The organism is Pseudomonas sp. A34-9 (assembly GCF_029543085.1).
Taxonomy (GTDB): Bacteria; Pseudomonadota; Gammaproteobacteria; order Pseudomonadales; family Pseudomonadaceae; genus Aquipseudomonas.
The window spans coordinates 3,852,809-3,870,034 of the sequence record NZ_CP119967.1 but is presented as its reverse complement, the minus strand read 5'-3'; the positions used below and the strand labels follow the sequence as shown (position 1 = coordinate 3,870,034).

General features: G+C 60.6%; 10 protein-coding genes. 3 read left to right on the top strand and 7 right to left on the bottom strand.

From position 1 onward, the window contains the following. Positions 1 to 226 precede the first annotated feature (226 nt). On the top strand, positions 227 to 2,263 hold the full coding sequence (locus P3G59_RS17120) for a TonB-dependent receptor (protein ID WP_277758213.1): 2,037 nt from the start codon (positions 227 to 229) through the stop codon (positions 2,261 to 2,263). Positions 2,264 to 2,367: 104 nt separating this feature from the next. Here P3G59_RS17120 and P3G59_RS17115 read toward each other — a convergent pair whose 3' ends face one another. Next, positions 2,368 to 4,578 carry an LTA synthase family protein gene (locus P3G59_RS17115; RefSeq protein ID WP_277758212.1) on the bottom strand — a complete coding sequence of 737 codons (2,211 nt, stop codon included), beginning with the start codon at positions 4,576 to 4,578 and terminating at the stop codon, positions 2,368 to 2,370. Positions 4,579 to 5,079: 501 nt separating this feature from the next. Here P3G59_RS17115 and P3G59_RS17110 point away from each other — a divergent pair. Further along, positions 5,080 to 6,096, top strand: a complete 1,017-nt coding sequence (locus tag P3G59_RS17110; RefSeq protein WP_277758211.1) for an ABC transporter substrate-binding protein — start codon at positions 5,080 to 5,082, stop codon at positions 6,094 to 6,096. A gap of 36 nt (positions 6,097 to 6,132) precedes the next feature. On the opposite strand, the gene P3G59_RS17105 is transcribed toward P3G59_RS17110, so the two are convergent. The 6 genes from P3G59_RS17105 to P3G59_RS17080 all read right to left on the bottom strand — a co-directional run bounded on the left by P3G59_RS17105 (position 6,133) and on the right by P3G59_RS17080 (position 10,327). Then, positions 6,133 to 6,330, bottom strand: a complete 198-nt coding sequence (locus tag P3G59_RS17105; RefSeq protein WP_277758210.1) for a helix-turn-helix transcriptional regulator — start codon at positions 6,328 to 6,330, stop codon at positions 6,133 to 6,135. Continuing rightward, complete coding sequence (locus tag P3G59_RS17100; RefSeq protein WP_277758209.1) at positions 6,327 to 6,701, bottom strand: hypothetical protein; 375 nt, start codon at positions 6,699 to 6,701, stop codon at positions 6,327 to 6,329. Before P3G59_RS17100 ends, P3G59_RS17105 begins: the two co-directional genes overlap by 4 nt. 163 nt (positions 6,702 to 6,864) lie before the next feature. Beyond that, on the bottom strand, positions 6,865 to 7,344 hold the full coding sequence (locus tag P3G59_RS17095; RefSeq protein ID WP_277758208.1) for a copper chaperone PCu(A)C: 480 nt from the start codon (positions 7,342 to 7,344) through the stop codon (positions 6,865 to 6,867). Continuing rightward, positions 7,344 to 7,949 carry an SCO family protein gene (locus P3G59_RS17090; RefSeq protein WP_090284058.1) on the bottom strand — a complete coding sequence of 202 codons (606 nt, stop codon included), beginning with the start codon at positions 7,947 to 7,949 and terminating at the stop codon, positions 7,344 to 7,346. Before P3G59_RS17090 ends, P3G59_RS17095 begins: the two co-directional genes overlap by 1 nt. A 155-nt stretch (positions 7,950 to 8,104) precedes the next feature. Further along, positions 8,105 to 9,499, bottom strand: a complete 1,395-nt coding sequence (locus P3G59_RS17085; RefSeq protein WP_277758207.1) for an efflux transporter outer membrane subunit — start codon at positions 9,497 to 9,499, stop codon at positions 8,105 to 8,107. A gap of 33 nt (positions 9,500 to 9,532) precedes the next feature. Next, complete coding sequence (locus P3G59_RS17080; protein ID WP_277758206.1) at positions 9,533 to 10,327, bottom strand: helix-turn-helix transcriptional regulator; 795 nt, start codon at positions 10,325 to 10,327, stop codon at positions 9,533 to 9,535. Between the two features lie 486 nt (positions 10,328 to 10,813). Here P3G59_RS17080 and P3G59_RS17075 point away from each other — a divergent pair, with 486 nt between their 5' ends. After that, positions 10,814 to 17,224 carry a non-ribosomal peptide synthetase gene (locus P3G59_RS17075; protein ID WP_277758205.1) on the top strand — a complete coding sequence of 2,137 codons (6,411 nt, stop codon included), beginning with the start codon at positions 10,814 to 10,816 and terminating at the stop codon, positions 17,222 to 17,224. Positions 17,225 to 17,226: the final 2 nt, after the last annotated feature.

Sequence of the window (17,226 nt, the reverse complement as noted above, 5' to 3'; positions counted from 1 at the left end):
AGACAAAGTCTTGCAGGGTTTTTCTTGGCACTTCACGGATGAGCCGATAGCGGCTGCCTGCTTGAAACAGGCGTTGTTGAGCCTCTGCAAAAAAATAAAAGTGAAGATCGGGATGACATAAAGAAATGTTATTGTATAACATTAAATTCGTTTCATCCTCTTTCTGCCTGCGTTATTTGCACATGCTGGCAGCGATCTTCACCTTTCAGCGCACGGAAATTCTGCAATGCCTGCCCGTTCTAATCCCCTGCAACGACGCCTCAATCCGTTGGCCGCCGCGCTGCTTTTGGCATCGCCGGTGTTCGCCGCCGACACCCTGGAACTGCAACCACAAGTCATCACCGGCAATCCGCTCGGCAGCCAGACCCTCGCTTCGCCCTCGACCGTGCTCAGCGGCGATGACCTCACGTTCCAACAGAAGGGCAGCCTGGGAGAAACCCTGAACAAGCAACCCGGTGTGTCGTCGTCGTACTTCGGCCCGGGTGCGAGCCGGCCGATCATTCGCGGCCAGGACGGTGACCGCATCCGCATCTTGCGCAACGGCGTCGGCGCGCTGGATGCCTCGTCGCTGTCTTACGATCACGCGGTGCCGCTGGATCCGGTCAACGTCGAGCGCATTGAAATCGTCCGTGGCCCGGCGGCTCTGCTGTACGGTGGCAGTGCCATTGGCGGTGTGGTCAACACCTTCGATAACCGCATTCCTACTGAGGCCATCGACGGTATTCATGGGGCCGGTGAGTTGCGCTACGGCGGTGCCGACACCACGCGCAGCAGTGCCGGCAAGCTCGAGGCCGGTAACGGACAATTCGCCTTGCACCTGGATGCCAGCGCCCGCGAGTTCAATGATCTGAAAATCCCCGGTTACGCAAAAACCAGCCGCGAACGCGCAAACGACGACGGCGATTCGAACAAACATCGCCTGGCCAACAGCGATGGGCGGCAGGACGGCGGCGCGGTCGGCGGGTCGTACACCTGGGATGACGGATACGCCGGCCTGTCCTACAGCAACTACGATTCCAACTACGGTTCGCCTGCTGAAGAAGACGTGCGCATCCGCATGCAGCAGGAGCACTACGCGTTCGCCTCCGAGATGCGCAATCTCGACGGGCCGTTCAGTTCGATCAAACTGGATGCCGGTTACACCGATTACGAACATCGCGAAATCGAAGGCGGCGAGGTCGGCACGACGTTCAAGAACAAAGGTTACGAGGCACGGGTCGAGGCGCGTCACCAGCCGTTGGGGCCGTTCAACGGGGTGATCGGTGCGCAGGTCAGCCGCAACGAGTTCTCGGCACTCGGCGAAGAGGCGTTTGTGCCACAGACCGATACCGATGCCGCTGCGTTGTTCATTCTTGAAGAGCTGCAGGCCACCGACCGACTGCTGTTCACCCTCGGCGGACGGCTTGAGCACACCACGGTCGACCCGGACGCCAAGGGTAACGAGCGCTTCGCCAGCGCCGACCGCTCCAGCCATTTCACCGCTGGCAGTCTTTCCTCTGGCGCGGTGTACACCCTGACGCCGATCTGGTCGGTGGCCGCGACGCTGGGCTACACCGAGCGCGCACCGACGTTCTACGAGTTGTACGCCAACGGTGCCCACGTGGCGACCGGCACCTATGAAGTCGGCGATGCCGGGTTGTCGAAAGAAAAAGCTGTGTCCAGCGACCTGGCATTGCGTTTTGACAACGGCACGCACAAGGGCAGTGTGGGTGTGTTCTACAGCCACTTCTCCAATTACATCGGCTTGCTTGGCACGGGCCGAACGCTGAATGACGAGGGCGAGGAGGACGCCGGTGGCATTCCTGAGTACACCTATTCCGGTGTGCGTGCGCGCTTCAGCGGCATTGAAGCCCAGGATCACTGGAAACTCGGCGAAAGCGCCTACGGCAAATTTGCCCTGGAAGTGTCCGGCGATTACACCCGAGCGAAGAACCTCGACACCGGCGAAGACTTGCCACGCATCGCGCCGCTGCGGCTCAACACCGGGCTGCTGTGGGAACTGGACAAGTGGCAGGCGCGCATTGATGTCGAACACGCCAGTTCACAACATCGCGTGCCGGACAATGAAAGCAGCACTGACGGTTACACCACGCTGGGCGCCAATGTGGGCTATCACTTCGACGTCGGCCAGAGCAAATGGCTGGCCTTCGTCAATGCCGAGAACCTGACGAATCAAACCGTGCGTTATGCCAGTTCGATCCTGCGCGACATTGCGCCAGCAGAAGGGCGCAGCATTCAGGTCGGGTTGCGCACGACGTTTTGATAATCACTGATTCCCACTGTAGGAACTGCTGCAGGCTGCGATCTTTTGATCTCTATTTTAAAAGCAAAAGATCGCAGCCTGCGGCAGCTCCTACACGGGCGTGATCAGGTGGATTGGGCGGTGTCGTCATCCGGCACGTCGTCAAGGATATCGTCTTGCCCCGGCAATTCAGTGATCACACTGAAATCCGTCACTTCAACGGCGCCCAGGCCGTAACCCAGCAAATGGAAAGAAAACGCTTTGCGCTCTTGCGGGTTGTCGAAGCTGAAGTTCATTTCCAGCGGCTGGTCGGCGGTGGCCACCATCTCCTGTGGCAGGCCGATCTGCACGTCTTGTTCAAACTCCTTGGCCTTGAGCTGAATGTACGCGGCCTGCTGCGGATCGACCGAGCGCACGGTCAGGCGCACGCGGGTATGCGAGCCTTTGGGCATTTCCAGGTACTGCGCGCCAATCAGGTTGTCGGCCCAGTCATCCTTGATTTGCGCCTGCAGGGGGATGACGTTGGTGCTGCCGAACTGGTAGCGATGATTGAGCGGCGTGCGCAGCAGCGACAGGTCCAGAGCATTGGCGCGCGCAGCGATCTGTCGGGCCGGGTGGCCGCTGTAGTTGCCTTTGTACGTGGCGCTTTCGGCGATGAAGCCGGCGCTTTCGTAATAGCGGCAGCGACGCGGCATGTCGCACTCGGAGAAGATCCCCTGACCGTTGTGATAACGCAGCTTGCCGTTGGTGAACGACATGATTTCGCGGCCGCTGTCGTAGTCACGAAACAGCGAACGGCCGCTCAACGCGGAAGGTACCGGCAGATCGAAATAGTCGAGGATCGAGGTGCTCAGATCGACGTGGCCATACACGCCTTTGTTGAGCCGTGGCAGTTGTTCATGCTCCGGCGCCAGGGTCAGATTGAAACCCCACGATGAAGCCAGGCGCACACCGTCGATGCCGTGGGATTCATCCGAGGTGATCACCACCAGCGTGTCTTTCAGAACGCCTTGGCGTTCGAGGCCGCTGAGGAACTGCTGCAGCGCATCGTCGAGATAACCGACGGCGGCCTGTTTCGGCGTTTCGTAACGCTCCAGGTATTCCTCGGGCGCGGAGTAGGGCTGATGGGTGCCGACGGTCAGCAGCGTCAACATCCACGGCTGTTTGTGCTTTTTCAGTTGGCCGACATAGTCCAGCGCGCCTTCGAAAAACGCCTTGTCATCCTTGCCCCACGGGAATTCCAGGTAGTTGCTGTTGGTAAACCATTCCAGACCATGAGTCGCATCGAAACCGATGTGCGGCATGATCTTGTCTTTGGCCATGAAACGCAGGCCGGCACCTTGCAAATAGTGCGTACTGAAGCCGTGTTCACGCAGTTGCGCCGGCAGGCAGGCCTGATTGCGCTCGTTGAGGGTGAGCATCTCCACGCCTTTGGGCGTGCCGTTGTTGAGTTTGTCGTAGTCACCGCAAAGCATGGCGTACAGACCGCGAATGGTCTGGTGCGTATGCAAAACGTAATCCGGGGTGTTCATGCCGCGTTCGGCCCAGCGGCTGAGGTTGGGCATCAGGTCTTCCTGATAGTGGCTGCCGATGGCCTCACGGTTGGCGCGGATGTAAGCGCCGGGAATGCCTTCCAGGGCGATGATCAGCACGTTGCGCGCCTGACCCGGTGCGGCCAGCAATTTCTGCCCGTTGAGGTCGACGTCGGTGAGTCCGGCCATGGCCGGTGCGGGTTCTTCGACATCGCCGTCCAGCCATTCCTCGGCCTGAATCTGCAAATCGGCCACTTCGGTGGTCAGCAACTGGTGCGGCAGGTTGTACTGGCGCCACGGATCTTCTTCGCTCGGCCACAGGTTTTGCGCGCCCCAGTGCGCGGCGAAGAGGACCAGCGGCGCGCCCCAGACCGCGCGGGGCAGGGGCGGACGCGGCATGGAGCGGCCAGCGAACTGGGCCAGCAACCAGAACAACAGAGCCAGCAGCAAGGTGACACCCAACGCCGGGTGCGCCAGCCCACCCCCCGTGGAGTTCTCCACGAACTGCGGGTCGATCAGGTAATGAATATCCGCAGGTGTCGGCAGACGACCGACGGCGCTGACCAGCTCAGCGGTCGCCACCGCCAGCAATCCCCAGAACAGCAACACCGGCAGGGCCAGCCACCACGCGCGGCGATGCAGCAACACCACCAACAGGCTGCCAATGGCCAGATCCGACAAATAGCCCAGCGGTGCCGACCAGCCCAATGCCGCACGCAGGCATACAGGCACAACCAGTACCAGCAAAATCAGCGAAAAGAGGCGGGCATACGGCTGCCGCAACCGGTTAAAAAGAGCGCTCACAAAAAAAACACCTTCCAGCCATTAAAACGTCATAAAAGTGTGCGCGATGATACCAAGCGTGGGCTGTCTGATCGCCCTTTTAAACGCGCAACTGATGTGCCGGCGCGGCGGCCTCTGAAGGTGTCGGCATGTCTGCAGCGCTGACCGGCTCTCGCGTGGCACGGCAATCGACGATATTGCGGCCGGCGGATTTATTGTTTCAGGCTGTTTAACCCGCCAGGCCATCATCGAATTCCAATGTAGGAGCTGCGGCACGCCGCGATCTTTTGATTTTGTTATCGAAACCCGGAATCAAAAGATCGCAGCCTCGTTTCACTCGACAGCTCCTACATCTGATTTGTGCAGGCCCAAACTCATGCCCTACGGTCTGATCGTCACACCCTTTGTCGACATCGCCAGGCGTCTCCGTGCTATCGATATGCAATAAAGGTATTTAATTTCTGTTTTTTATAGCGATAAAGTCAGCCCTTTCAGCACACTACCCCCTGCTGCGAGGTTGTCATGGCCACACCGTTCAAACGTTCCGCGCTGACTCTGTTGGCCGCTTCCCTGGCGGCCAGTGCGTTGTTCAGCACCGGTGCTCAGGCCGAAGGCAAGATCAGCATTGCCCAGCAATTCGGCATCGGCTACCTGATTCTCGATGTGGTGCGCGATCAGAACCTCATCGAAAAACACGGCAAGGAGCAGGGCCTCGACATCAAGGTCGACTGGAACAGTATTTCCGGCGCCACCGCGATGAACGAAGCGCTGCTGACCGGTTCGCTGGATGTGGTTTCCGCCGGCGTGCCACCGATGCTCACCGTGTGGGATCGCACCAAAGGCAAGCAGAACGTCAAAGCCATCGCCGCACTGGGTTCGATGCCCAACTATTTGCTGACCAACAACCCGAACATCAAGACGCTCAAGGACTTCACCGACAAAGACCGGATTGCTGTGCCGGCCGCCGGTGTCGGCTTCCAGTCGCGCACCTTGCAGATCGAAACCGCCAAGGAATTCGGTGACGCGCAGTACAAGAAATTCGACGACATCTCAGTCAGCCTGCCGCACCCCGATGCGACGGCGGCGCTGATTGCCGGTGGCTCGGAAATCAACTCGCACTTCTCCAGCCCGCCGTTCCAGTACCAGGCGCTGCAGAATCCCAACGTGCACAAAGTCCTGAGTTCCTACGACATCCTCGGTGGTCAGGCGACGTTCAACGTGCTCTACACCACGGAAAAATTCCACGACGAAAACCCGAAAACCTACAAGGCGTTCTATGCCGCGCTGGCCGAGGCCGAGAAAATCATCAAGGCTGACAAACCGGCGGCGGCTCAGGCCTACATTCGTGTCGAGCAGTCGAAGCTGCCGCTGGCCCTGGTCGAGCAAATCGTCAAAGACCCGGAAATCGATTTCACTGTGGTGCCGCAGCGCACCTTTATCTACGCCGAAAAATTGCAGGAGCTGGGCGTGCTGAAGAACAAGGCCGACAGCTGGAAGGATTACTTCTTTGAAGAGGCGCATGGCGGCGCGGGGAGTTGATAAAAAAGGGGCAACGTCTGTTGCCCCTTTTTTCATTCAACGTTCGCCATCATCAAAAATGCTCTCAATCGGCATCTCGAACGCCCGGGCAATCTGAAACGCCAAGGGCAGGCTCGGATCGTAGCGTTCGTTTTCAATCGCGTTGATGGTCTGACGCGACACGTTCAGGCGTTCGGCCAGATCAACCTGCGACCACTTGCGCTCGGCGCGCAATTCCTTGAGACGGTTTTTCATTGGTATCGGCGTCGCGCAATTTGCAGGCCGACAATCCACATCAGCCCCATCACCGGCCACACACACGTCCATGGAATATGCGGAGCGCCAACGTTTTCCAGAAAACCGTAGCTGAAGGTCAACAGTGCCGAGGCGGCGAAGGCAAACCCCAAGGCTTCGAACTGGATGCGCAGGTGCATTTCGTCCATGCACCGCATATTGCGCACGATGGCCCAGCACATCAGTCCCGCCGGAATGACCGGCGTCAGTGCGACGGCCGAGCGCAGCACGATGGGGGCGTCCATCAGGTATTGCGAGGCAATCAATGAAACTGTCAGCACCAGCATGTAGATGATTAATGCAGCGCCCAATTCGAGGTAGTACCGGTTCATTCTTCACTTCCTATGTAAAAGACCCTTTACATGGTTAACGAAGATTTGTCCGATGTAAAGCACGCTTTCCATCTGGCTGTTAACCTCGAACAGATTCATGCCGGAAAAAGGGGCGGCCTGATCATCGATCAGGCCGCCCCTTTTTTATTACCGCTCAGTCAGATCAATGCATTTTGCTGTGATCGTGACCTTCCATGTTGGTCAGCGCGCGAACCGGCGCTTTCACTTCGATGGTTTCTTTCTCGCCCTTGGCGTTTTCCACGGTCAGGGTCAGCGGTACGGTTTCGCCTTCTTTCAACTGACCGGTCAGGCCCATCAGCATCACGTGGTAGCCGTTCGGATCAAGCTTGACGGCTTTGCCCGCCGGCAGCTCGACGAACTTCACCGGGCCCATGCTCATGACGTCGTTCTTCATGGTCATTTCGTGGATCTGCACGTCTTTGGCCACGGGCGTTGCGACGCTGAGCAACTTGCTGTCGCTGTCGGCGGTGAGGGTCATGAATGCGCCGCTGGCGGATTGGGTCGGCACGGTGGCACGCACCCAGGCGTCATCGACTTTGGTCTGCGCGGATACCTGGAACGCCAGGCCCAGCAGCGACAGACCGATGACAGCGCGTTTGATGTGGTTCAAAACAGGTTGCATCAGCAAACCTCCATAACAGTAAGCAAATCTTCCGTGCATTGTTCTGCCGAAAGCGAGGTGGACAGACCCAGGCGCAAGCCGCCGTTGGAGTCGTAAACGTAACTGGTGGCGGTATGCGAGATGGTGTACGTGTCGCCGGCCGGGACTTTCTCGTAGAACACGTCGAATTCCTTGGCGGTGGCCTGGGTTTCCTCAAGCGTGCCGTACAGCGCAACGAACGTCGGGTCGAAGGCTTTCATGTAGGCGTCGAGGATTTCCGGGGTGTCGCGCTCGGGATCGAGGGTGATGAAGATCACCTGCAAGCGATCGCCATCGGCGCCCATCAGCTTCTTGATTTTCGCCGCGCGGGCCAGGGTGGTCGGGCAGACTGCCGGGCACTGGGTGAAGCCGAAGAACACCATCGGCATCATGCCGCGAAAGCTCGACAGCGTCATGGTTTCGCCATCGGTGTTCTTCAGCTTGAAGGTGCGCCCCATGATCTTGTTACTCAGATCCTTGCCGTACTTGTACGACAGTTGGCCGCGGGTGTCGCAGCCGGCGAGCAGGCCCAGCCCGAGCACGCCCATTCCCGCAAGCACCTTGCGGCGAGTCAACAAAGCCGTCATCTAATACCGCCTTTTCAGCCCGTCAGTCAGCACGACTGGCGGGGGGTTAACCGTAAAGCGGCGCATGATACCAAACTGAACCGGCGAGTCGGTTTTTGATCGGCTGACAGGGTGTCGCAGGGCGACAAAAGGTGTAAGAAAAAATGACGGGGGCCTTATTGCACACCAGGCCCATCTGCGTTCCAGCCGCCACCCAGCGCGGTGTACAGATTGACCTCGGCGACCAGTTGCGCGAGGCGATCGGTGATCAGCCCTTGCTGCGAACTGAACAGTGAACGCTGCGCATCGAGGAACGTCAGGCTGCTGTCGACACCGTTCTTGTAACGGTTCTGCGCCAGGTTGTAATAGGTCTGCGTGGCCGCGACCAGATCACGCTGCGCCTGCAACTGCTGCTGATAGGTGGCGCGCGCCGCGAGCCCGTCGGCGACTTCCTGAAACGCCGTTTGAATCGATTTTTCGTATTCGGCCACTGCGACGTCTTTCTGCAACTTCGAATAATCCAGGCTCGCGCGCAGGCTGCCGGCATTGAAGATCGGCAGGCTGATCTGCGGCTGAAAGGTCCAGGCGCCAGAGCCGCCGCCGAACAAGCCTGACAAATCGCGGCTCGACGTGCCGGCATTGGCGGTCAGGCTGACACTGGGGAAAAACGCTGCCCGTGCGGCGCCGATGTTGGCGTTGGCGGCTTTGAGTTTGTACTCGGCCTGCAGGATGTCCGGCCGACGCTGCAGCAGATCAGACGGCAACCCGGCGGGCAGTTGCTGCACCAGATCGCTGGACAGCGGACGGGCGGGCAGGGCGTCCGGCACGGGGGCGCCGACCAGCAAGGTCAGGCTGTTCAAGTCCTGCGCGACCTGCCGCTGGTAGCGCGCCAGATTGGCCCGTGAGCTGTCGACGCTGGTCTTCGCTTGCGCCTGTTCCAGCGCCGACGATTTGCCGGCCTCGCGGTTGCGGGTGGTCAGGTGCAGGCTCTGCTCATCGGCGGCGAGGGTCTCGCGGGTCAGCTCGAGCAGCTCCTGATCGGCGCGCCAGGTCAGGTAAGCGTTGGCGACGTTGGCCACCAGACTCAACTGCGCGCTGCGCCGCGCCTGATCGGTGGCCAGCCAGGTTTGCAAGGCCTGCTCGCTGAGGCTGCGCACGCGGCCAAAGAAATCCAGCTCATAGGCGCTGATGCCAAGGTTGACCGAGTACGTCGAGTTGATCAGCGCTTTGCCCTGGGTCACGCTCGGCGGCATGCGTTGGCGCAGTTCATTGGCGTTGGCCGACACCGCCGGCAGCAGGTCGGCGCGCTGAATGCGGTACTGCGCCTGGAAGGCTTCGACGTTCAGCGCCGCCACGCGCAGGTCGCGGTTGTTGACCAGCGCGCTTGCAATCAGTTGTTGCAGCGCCGGATCGTTGAACAGCGTGCGCCAGTCCTCGCTGCTCGTGGCCGCCTGTGTCGCTGTCGGATACTGCGCGGCGGTGGGTGAAGCAGGCCGCTGATAGTCGGGAATCAATGAACAACCGCCCATCAGCATCGCCATGGACAGCAAAGAAAGTCGCAACGTCAACATCGAACTGCCTCATGCATTAAAACAGCGTTTTGCTCAGGCCCCGGCCATCCATTTCGCCAGACCGTGGCGGCCACTGACCCCGAGTTTGGCCGTGGCGCGTTTGAGATACGTCTCGATCGAGCTGGTTTTGACCCGCAGCCTTTCCGCCATTTGCGGCACGGTGCCGCCGGTCAACAGGCCCAGACAGACTTCTTTTTCGCGCACCGACAGGGCGATGTCGCTGATCGCCAAGCGTTCATCGAACACCTGCGCCAACGGTGCCTGATCCAGTTCGGCCAAGGGCTGGCGCGGTTGTCTGGCGAGGATTTGCCGGCTGATTTGCGCGTGGCGTTCGATCAGCGGCAGCAAGGTGTCGGACAGGCGCTTGAGAAACGACAGTTCGGGCAGGGAAAACACCCGTTGAGTACTCGGTCGGTAAAAAGAAATGACGCAGCGGCGATTGGACGTGCGCGACACCAGATTGCATTGATGAGCGCTGTGTTGCGGGTGACGAGGTTGCAGCGAGGCTCTGAGTTGAATCAACAGTGAGTCATTCATCTCGATCATTTTTTGCAGCAACGGATGATCATCGGGACTTTCCAGCGGATCGGCTGGCGTACACGTCTGCGCCAGACCGGCGCTGCCCAACGGTTTGATATCGACCACGCTCGCCTGACGCTCATCCAGCGTCCACTCACTGAGATCTACCCGGTTGACCGGCACCAGCGTGTCGACCAACTGGAACATGTTCGTGGCGAAGTGATCATCGCCGGTGCTGGCTATCAGCTCTCCCAGTTGCCAGTAGAAATGCGGGTTTTCCATGTTACGAATACTGCCGGTCAGATTCATATCCTTCATCCCTGGTTCAGAGCCATCACTGAATCGTCTGCCGTCTCTGTAAAAGCCGCCCACGCAGTCATTTCTCCTTGAACATGAACTGGAGCGGGATTTAAGCCTATGGATTTGTCCTACGTCTGTAGGGGAAAACAGGGACACAAAGTGCCACTATTTCTGAATGTTGGCGCCGGGGTTCTGACGGCGCTGAGCACAGACGCAGCGGCTTGAGTGACTGTCCAGTCACTCTCAAACCCCGGAAACCCGGGCGATGGTGATTTCTGGTCAGTAGCGTTGGGGTAAATGGCGGCGCTGCTAAGTGGTTTTTTTCCTACAAGCTTTTCAGTATTTCCTCTCCGAAGTTTTAGACAGTGCCTGCATGATTCGTGTCTTTGCGCTCCTGCGGGCGGGGGGGCGCGTGATGAATGTCCGGGTTTCAGGTGTCATGTCGGTGCAAGGGCCGATGCTTGAATACCGGCAAAATTACATGAGAAGGACCTTATGCCGCCTATTTTTGCCCCAACGGTGGACATGCCGTCCGCTGCACCCGCGACGTTTCCCCTGACCGCTGCGCAACTGGACATCTGGCTGGATCAACTGAGTCGTGGTGATTCGCCGTTGTACAACATCGGTGGGTATATGGAGCTGACCGGGTCGCTGGAGCCGGCACGGATGCAGGCGGCGCTCATACACTTGGTGAGTCTGCACGACGCGATGCGCATCGAACTGTTACCGGCGGAGGGGGCGGACGGGCTGCCCTGGCAACGTTTTGCGTCATCGATGCACGGGCCGTTGATGACTTATGACGTTTGCGGCCACGCTGAACCGGTTGCGGCAGCGCGAGCATTGATTCAGGAGCGCATCGATCAGACGTTCGCGCTGGATGGCGGACCATTGTTTCGTTTTTTGCTGATCCGGCTTGATGACGATCGTCATTGGTTCTCGATTCTGGCTCACCACCTGATCGTCGACGGTTGGGGCTTCTCCGAAATGCTCAAGTCATTGGCCGGGATCTACAACGCCCTGGCCGCTGATCAGCCATTACCCGATACAGCACCGTCCTACGTCGATTTCATCGAGGACAATGCGCGTTATTACCAGTCGCCTCGTTATGCGCAGGATCGCGCTTTCTGGCTGGGCAAATATCGTCAACTGCCTGAACCGCTGCTGGTGCCGCGTTACCAGGAGCGATTCGCGGCGAACGCGCCGTCCAGTCAGATCGTGGCCAACACATTCCCGGCGCTGTTGCATGAGCGAATGAAGCAGCTCGGCCAAGGGCTTGGCGCCTCGGCGTTTCATGTGCTGCTGGCGGCGCTTCATGTGTATTTCAGCCGTACCGCGCAGCGGGACGAATGGGTGGTCGGGTTGCCGATCCTCAATCGGTCCGGCGCTCGATTCAAATCCACGGTTGGGTTGTTCACTCAGGTCAGTGCGGTACGCATGGGTTTTGGTCGCGAACTCACGTTCAGCGCGTTGGTCAGCGCGGTTCGCGATGAGTTGAAAGAGAACTTCCGGCATCAGCGGTTTCCCCTGAGTGAAATGAACCGCGCCCTCGGATTGCTGCGTGAGGACCGCGCGCAACTGTTTGAGGTGACCGTCTCTTACGAACAAGATGATCAGGCGCATATTTATGGCGGCGCGCATGGTCACGTGGTCAAGGTCTCCAATCATCAGGAAGCCTCACCACTGGCCATTTATCTGCGCAGCAACCGATTCGAGGAAAATGCCTGGCTGCACATAGCCTACTCGCCGAGCTATTTCGAGACCGGTGAAATCGAGGCGTTTTCTCAACGGCTGCTCTTGATACTCGAGCAGGGGCTGGAAAGTCCTGACCTGCCGGTGATGGAGTTCAGTTTGCACTCGGCGATGGATACCGCGCGGCTGCAACACTGGAACGCTACCCGTGTGGATTATCCGCAGGCGTTGACCGTGCCTCAGCGTTTCGAGGCCCGCGCGGCACGCCAATCGGACGCACTGGCGGCGATTCACGGCGGACAATCCCTGAGCTACGGCGAGCTCGATCAGCAAGCCAACGCCTTGGCTCATCACCTCATCGCACTCGGGGTGCGCCCGGATGATCGCGTCGCGATTGTTGCCCGGCGCGGGCTCGACACCCTGGTCGGTCTGCTCGCCACGCTCAAGGCCGGCGCAGCTTATGTGCCGCTTGATCCGGCCGCCCCGCAAGAGCGCCTGAACTACCTGCTGGCAGACAGCGCGCCAGTGGCAGTGCTGACGCAAAGCGCTGTGCGCGGGCGTTTGCCGGCGTTGCTGATGCCGGTGATTGAACTGGATCGGCGCAGCTGGCCACTCAGCCCGGACACTGCGCCGCAGGTGTCGGCACTGACACCGACGAACCTTGCCTATGTGATCTACACCTCCGGTTCCACCGGCCTGCCCAAGGGCGTGATGGTTGAACATCGCACGCTGGGCAATCTGATCGATTGGCACTGTGCTGCCTTCGATCTGCGTGCCGGCAGTCACACGTCAAGTCTCGCCGGGTTCGGCTTTGACGCGATGGCCTGGGAAATCTGGCCGGCGCTGTGCGTGGGTGCAACCGTGCACCTGGCGCCCAGCGGCGGTGACAGCGAAGACATTGACGGCTTGCTCGACTGGTGGTGCGCGCAACCGCTGGAGGTCAGCTTCCTGCCGACGCCGATTGCCGAGTACGCCTTCAGCAAGCAGCTCGAACACCCGACGTTGCGCGTACTGTTGATTGGCGGCGATCGCCTGCGCCAGTTCAGCCAGCAGCAATCTTTCGCGGTGATCAATAACTACGGCCCGACAGAAGCCACCGTCGTCGCCACCTGCGGCCAGATCGAGGCCGGGCAGGCGTTGCACATCGGTAAACCGGTGAGCAACGCGACGGTGTACCTGCTCGATGAGCAACAGCGCCCCGTACCGATCGGGGTGAGCGGTGAGTTGTACGTTGGTGGGAGCGGTGTCGCTCGTGGTTACCTGAACCGTGCGGATTTGACGGCCGAGCGCTTCATGTGCGATCCGTTCAGCGCCGAATCGGAGGCCCGGATGTACCGCACCGGCGACCTTGCGCGCTGGCGTGCCGACGGCAATCTGGAGTATCTGGGGCGTAACGACGATCAAGTGAAAATCCGCGGCGTACGCGTTGAACTCGGTGAAATCGAAGCCGCACTCGCCAGCCACGCGGCCGTACAGGAAGCGGTTGCGCTGGTGCGCGACGGTCAACTGTTGGCGTGGTTTACCGAGCGCGAGCCAGTGGAAATCAACCTTTTGCACGCACACCTGAAAACCCGGCTGACCAGCGCCATGCTGCCGAGCGCCTACGTGCGCCTGACATCCTTGCCGTTGACCGCCAACGGCAAGCTTGATCGCCAGGCGTTGCCGGCACCGGGGCCGGAAGCGTTGATCCGTCGTCAATACGAGGCGCCGCAAGGTGACGTCGAAATCGCGTTGGCGCAGATCTGGGCCGAGGTATTGCAGGTTGAACGGGTAGGGCGTCACGACCATTTCTTTGAGCTGGGCGGTCACTCGTTGTTGGCGGTTGGCCTGATTGAACGTATGCGCCAGATCGGAATGAACAGCGATGTTCGGGTGCTGTTCAGCCAACCGACACTGGCTGCGCTGGCAGCGGCGGAAGGTAGCGGCCGCGAAGTCGAGGTGCCGGCCAACCGCATTCCGGTCGATTGCACGTACATCACGCCTGACCTGCTGCCACTGGTGCAACTGGAACAAGCGATGATCGACCGTATCGTCGCGACGGTGCCGGGCGGGGCCGCCAATGTGCAGGACATCTACCCCTTGGCGCCGTTGCAGGAAGGCATTCTCTATCACCACATCACCGCTGCGCAGGGCGATCCGTATCTGCTGCAATCCGCGCTGGCGTTCGACAGCCTCGAACGGGTCGAGGCCTTCGCCGCTGCGCTGCGTCGGGTCATGGCGCGGCACGACATCCTGCGCACGGCGGTGGTCTGGGAAGGGCTGCCTTCACCCGTGCAAGTGGTGTGGCGCGCGGCGATTCTGCCGGTGCAGGAGGTCGAACTGGACCCTGCCCACGGCGCGGTCATCGATCAATTGCACCAGCGTTTCGATGCGCGGCGCTATCGCCTCGATGTCAGTCAGGCACCGCTGCTGCGCCTGATGTTCGCCCGTGACCCTGCGCATAACCGGGTGGTCGGCATCTTGCTGTTCCATCACCTGGCGATGGATCACATTGCGCTGGAGGCCATGCGCGAAGAAATCCACGCCAGCCTGTCGGGGTGCACCGAACCGCTGGCGGCGTCGGTGCCGTATCGCAACTATGTGGCGCAAACGCGATTGGGTGTCAGTGAACAAGAGCATGAAGCGTTCTTTCGCCAGATGCTCGGCGACATCGACGAGCCGACGTTGCCATTCGCTTTGCAGAATGTGCAGGGCGATGGCAGCAATATTGAAGAAGCCGGGCAAGCGGTGGCACCCAATCTCTATCAGCGCCTGCAACAGCAGGCACGCCTGGCGGGTGTGAGTGTTGCCAGCCTGATCCACCTCGCCTGGGCGCAAGTGTTGGCGGCGACATCCGGCCAGCAAAGCGTGGTGTTCGGCACGGTGTTGATGGGGCGCATGCAGGGCGGCGCGGGTGCCGACCGGGCGCTGGGGGTGTTCATCAACACGTTGCCGCTGCGGGTCGATGTGAGCGAGGGCGCCCGTACCGCGGTGAAGTCCACCCATGCGCGCCTGACCGCTTTGCTCGCCCATGAACACGCCTCTTTGGCACTGGCTCAACGTTGCAGTGGCGTCGCCGCACCGGCGCCGCTGTTCAGCGCCTTGCTCAACTATCGGCACAGCGATGACGTCGAGCAAAAGCACTCTCGGCAAACCTGGGAAGGCATCGAGACTCTGGCCAATGAGGAGCGCACCAATTACCCGTTTACCCTGAGTGTCGATGACCTCGGCACAGGCTTGCGTCTGACCACCAGAACCTTGTCGAGCATTGGTGCGCAGCGGATTGGCGGCTACGTGCAAGCGGCCTTGAGCGGTTTGGTCGAGGCGCTGGAAACCACGCCGCAACGGCCGTTGAATCGTCTGCCATTGTTGCCGGCAGAGGAGCTGCAACGGCTGCTGATCGAGTTCAATGCCACAGCAGTCGACTGTCCGATGGACCGGCCGCTTCACTCTTTGTTCGAGCAACAGGTTCGGAGTAAGCCGGATGCCATCGCCGTGCAGTTCGCCGAGCAACGCTTGACCTATGGCGAGTTGAACGCGCAGGCCAACCGCTTGGCCCATCATCTGCGCGGGCTGGGCGTGCAGCCGGATTCGCGGGTGGCGATCTGCGTCGAGCGCGGGCCTGAGTTGGTGATCGGTCTGCTGGGGATTCTCAAGGCGGGCGGTGCTTATGTGCCGCTCGATCCGGATTATCCGCTGCAACGGCTGAACTACATGTTGCAGGACAGCGCACCGGTCGCGCTGCTGGTGCATGCGGCAACGCGCGATCTGCTCGGCGAACCCGGCGTGCCGCTGATCGATCTCGACCTCGGTGCCTGGCAGGACCATCCCCACGACAATCCGCAGGTACCGGGCCTCGACGCGGCGAATCTGGCCTACATGATCTACACCTCCGGCTCTACCGGCACGCCGAAAGGCGTAATGATCGAGCACCGCAGCGCCTGCAACATGGTGCACTGGGGGTCGCAACTGGCGCCGCCGACGGAACACGGGGCGTTGCTGCAAAAGGCGCCGTACAGTTTCGACAGTTCGGTGTGGGAGATCTTCTGGCCACTCTGCTCAGGCATGCGCCTGGTCCTGGCGCGGGCCGATGGCAACCGCGATTCGGCGTACGTGACGCAAGTGATCCGCGAGCAGAACATTACCGTGGTCAAGTTCGTACCGGCGTTGTTGCAGCAATTCATCGAACAAGACGATGTCAGCCAGTGCACCAGCCTCACCGACGTGCTCAACGGTGGCGGCGAGTTGACCGTCGCCCTGGCCCGGCAAGTGCGCGAGCGCCTGCCATGGGTGCGCCTGCACAACGTCTATGGGCCGACCGAAACCACGGTCGACAGCAGCGGCTGGACTCTGGAGCCCGGCGAACCGGTGCCGCAGACGCTGGTGCCGATCGGCAAGGCCCTGAGCAACACGCGGCTGTATGTCCTCGATGCCGGCGATCAACCGGTGCCGTTTGGCGTCAGTGGTCATTTGCACATTGGCGGGGTGGGCGTGGCGCGGGGCTATTTGGGACTGCCGCAACTGCAGGCCGAACGCTTTATCGACAGTCCGTTCGTGGCCGGCGATCGCTTGTATCGCACCGGCGATCTGGTGCGTTACGGCGCTGACGGCAATCTCGAATTTCTCGGTCGCAACGACTTTCAGGTCAAGTTGCGCGGGGTTCGCCTTGAGCTGGGCGAGATTGAAGCGCGCCTGCTTGAACACCCGGCCATCCGCGAGGCGGTGGTGCTGGTGCGCGATGAGCGGCTGGTGGCTTATTACAGCGTGCGTGCCGAGTCGCCTGAACCGACGCTGGAGGCGTTGCGTAAGCATGTGTTGGCGCAGTTGCCGGAGTTCATGGTGCCCGGCGCCTACGTGATGCTGGCGGCGTTGCCGTTGACGCCCAACGACAAAATCGACCGCAAGGCATTGCCGGAACCGGGGGCGGAGGCACTGCTCAGTCGTCCTTACGAGGCGCCCGAAGGCGACGTGGAAAATGCCTTGGCGCAGATCTGGGCGCAGGTGCTCAAGGTCGAGCAGGTCGGGCGCCACGACAACTTCTTCGAACTGGGCGGGCATTCGCTGTTGGCGGTCAGCCTGGTCGCGCGCATGCGTCTGGCCGGGCTGCATGTCGATGCGCGGACGCTGTTCAGCGAGCCGACACTGGCAGCGCTGGCGGCACAGACCTCGCGGCAGGCGAAGCACGTCGAGATCGCCCAGACCACCATCCCGAGCCTCAGTCGCAAACGCCGGCTCTGACG

Excerpts from the sequence above, each read along its gene's own strand:
- P3G59_RS17075 (WP_277758205.1), top strand. The coding sequence starts at position 10,814 with ATGCCGCCTATTTTTGCCCCAACGGTGGACATGCCGTCCGCTGCACCC.
- P3G59_RS17085 (WP_277758207.1), bottom strand. The coding sequence starts at position 9,499 with ATGTTGACGTTGCGACTTTCTTTGCTGTCCATGGCGATGCTGATGGGC.
- P3G59_RS17090 (WP_090284058.1), bottom strand. The coding sequence starts at position 7,949 with ATGACGGCTTTGTTGACTCGCCGCAAGGTGCTTGCGGGAATGGGCGTG.
- P3G59_RS17100 (WP_277758209.1), bottom strand. The coding sequence starts at position 6,701 with ATGAACCGGTACTACCTCGAATTGGGCGCTGCATTAATCATCTACATG.
- P3G59_RS17080 (WP_277758206.1), bottom strand. The coding sequence starts at position 10,327 with ATGAATCTGACCGGCAGTATTCGTAACATGGAAAACCCGCATTTCTAC.
- P3G59_RS17105 (WP_277758210.1), bottom strand. The coding sequence starts at position 6,330 with ATGAAAAACCGTCTCAAGGAATTGCGCGCCGAGCGCAAGTGGTCGCAG.
- P3G59_RS17110 (WP_277758211.1), top strand. The coding sequence starts at position 5,080 with ATGGCCACACCGTTCAAACGTTCCGCGCTGACTCTGTTGGCCGCTTCC.
- P3G59_RS17095 (WP_277758208.1), bottom strand. The coding sequence starts at position 7,344 with ATGCAACCTGTTTTGAACCACATCAAACGCGCTGTCATCGGTCTGTCG.
- P3G59_RS17120 (WP_277758213.1), top strand. The coding sequence starts at position 227 with ATGCCTGCCCGTTCTAATCCCCTGCAACGACGCCTCAATCCGTTGGCC.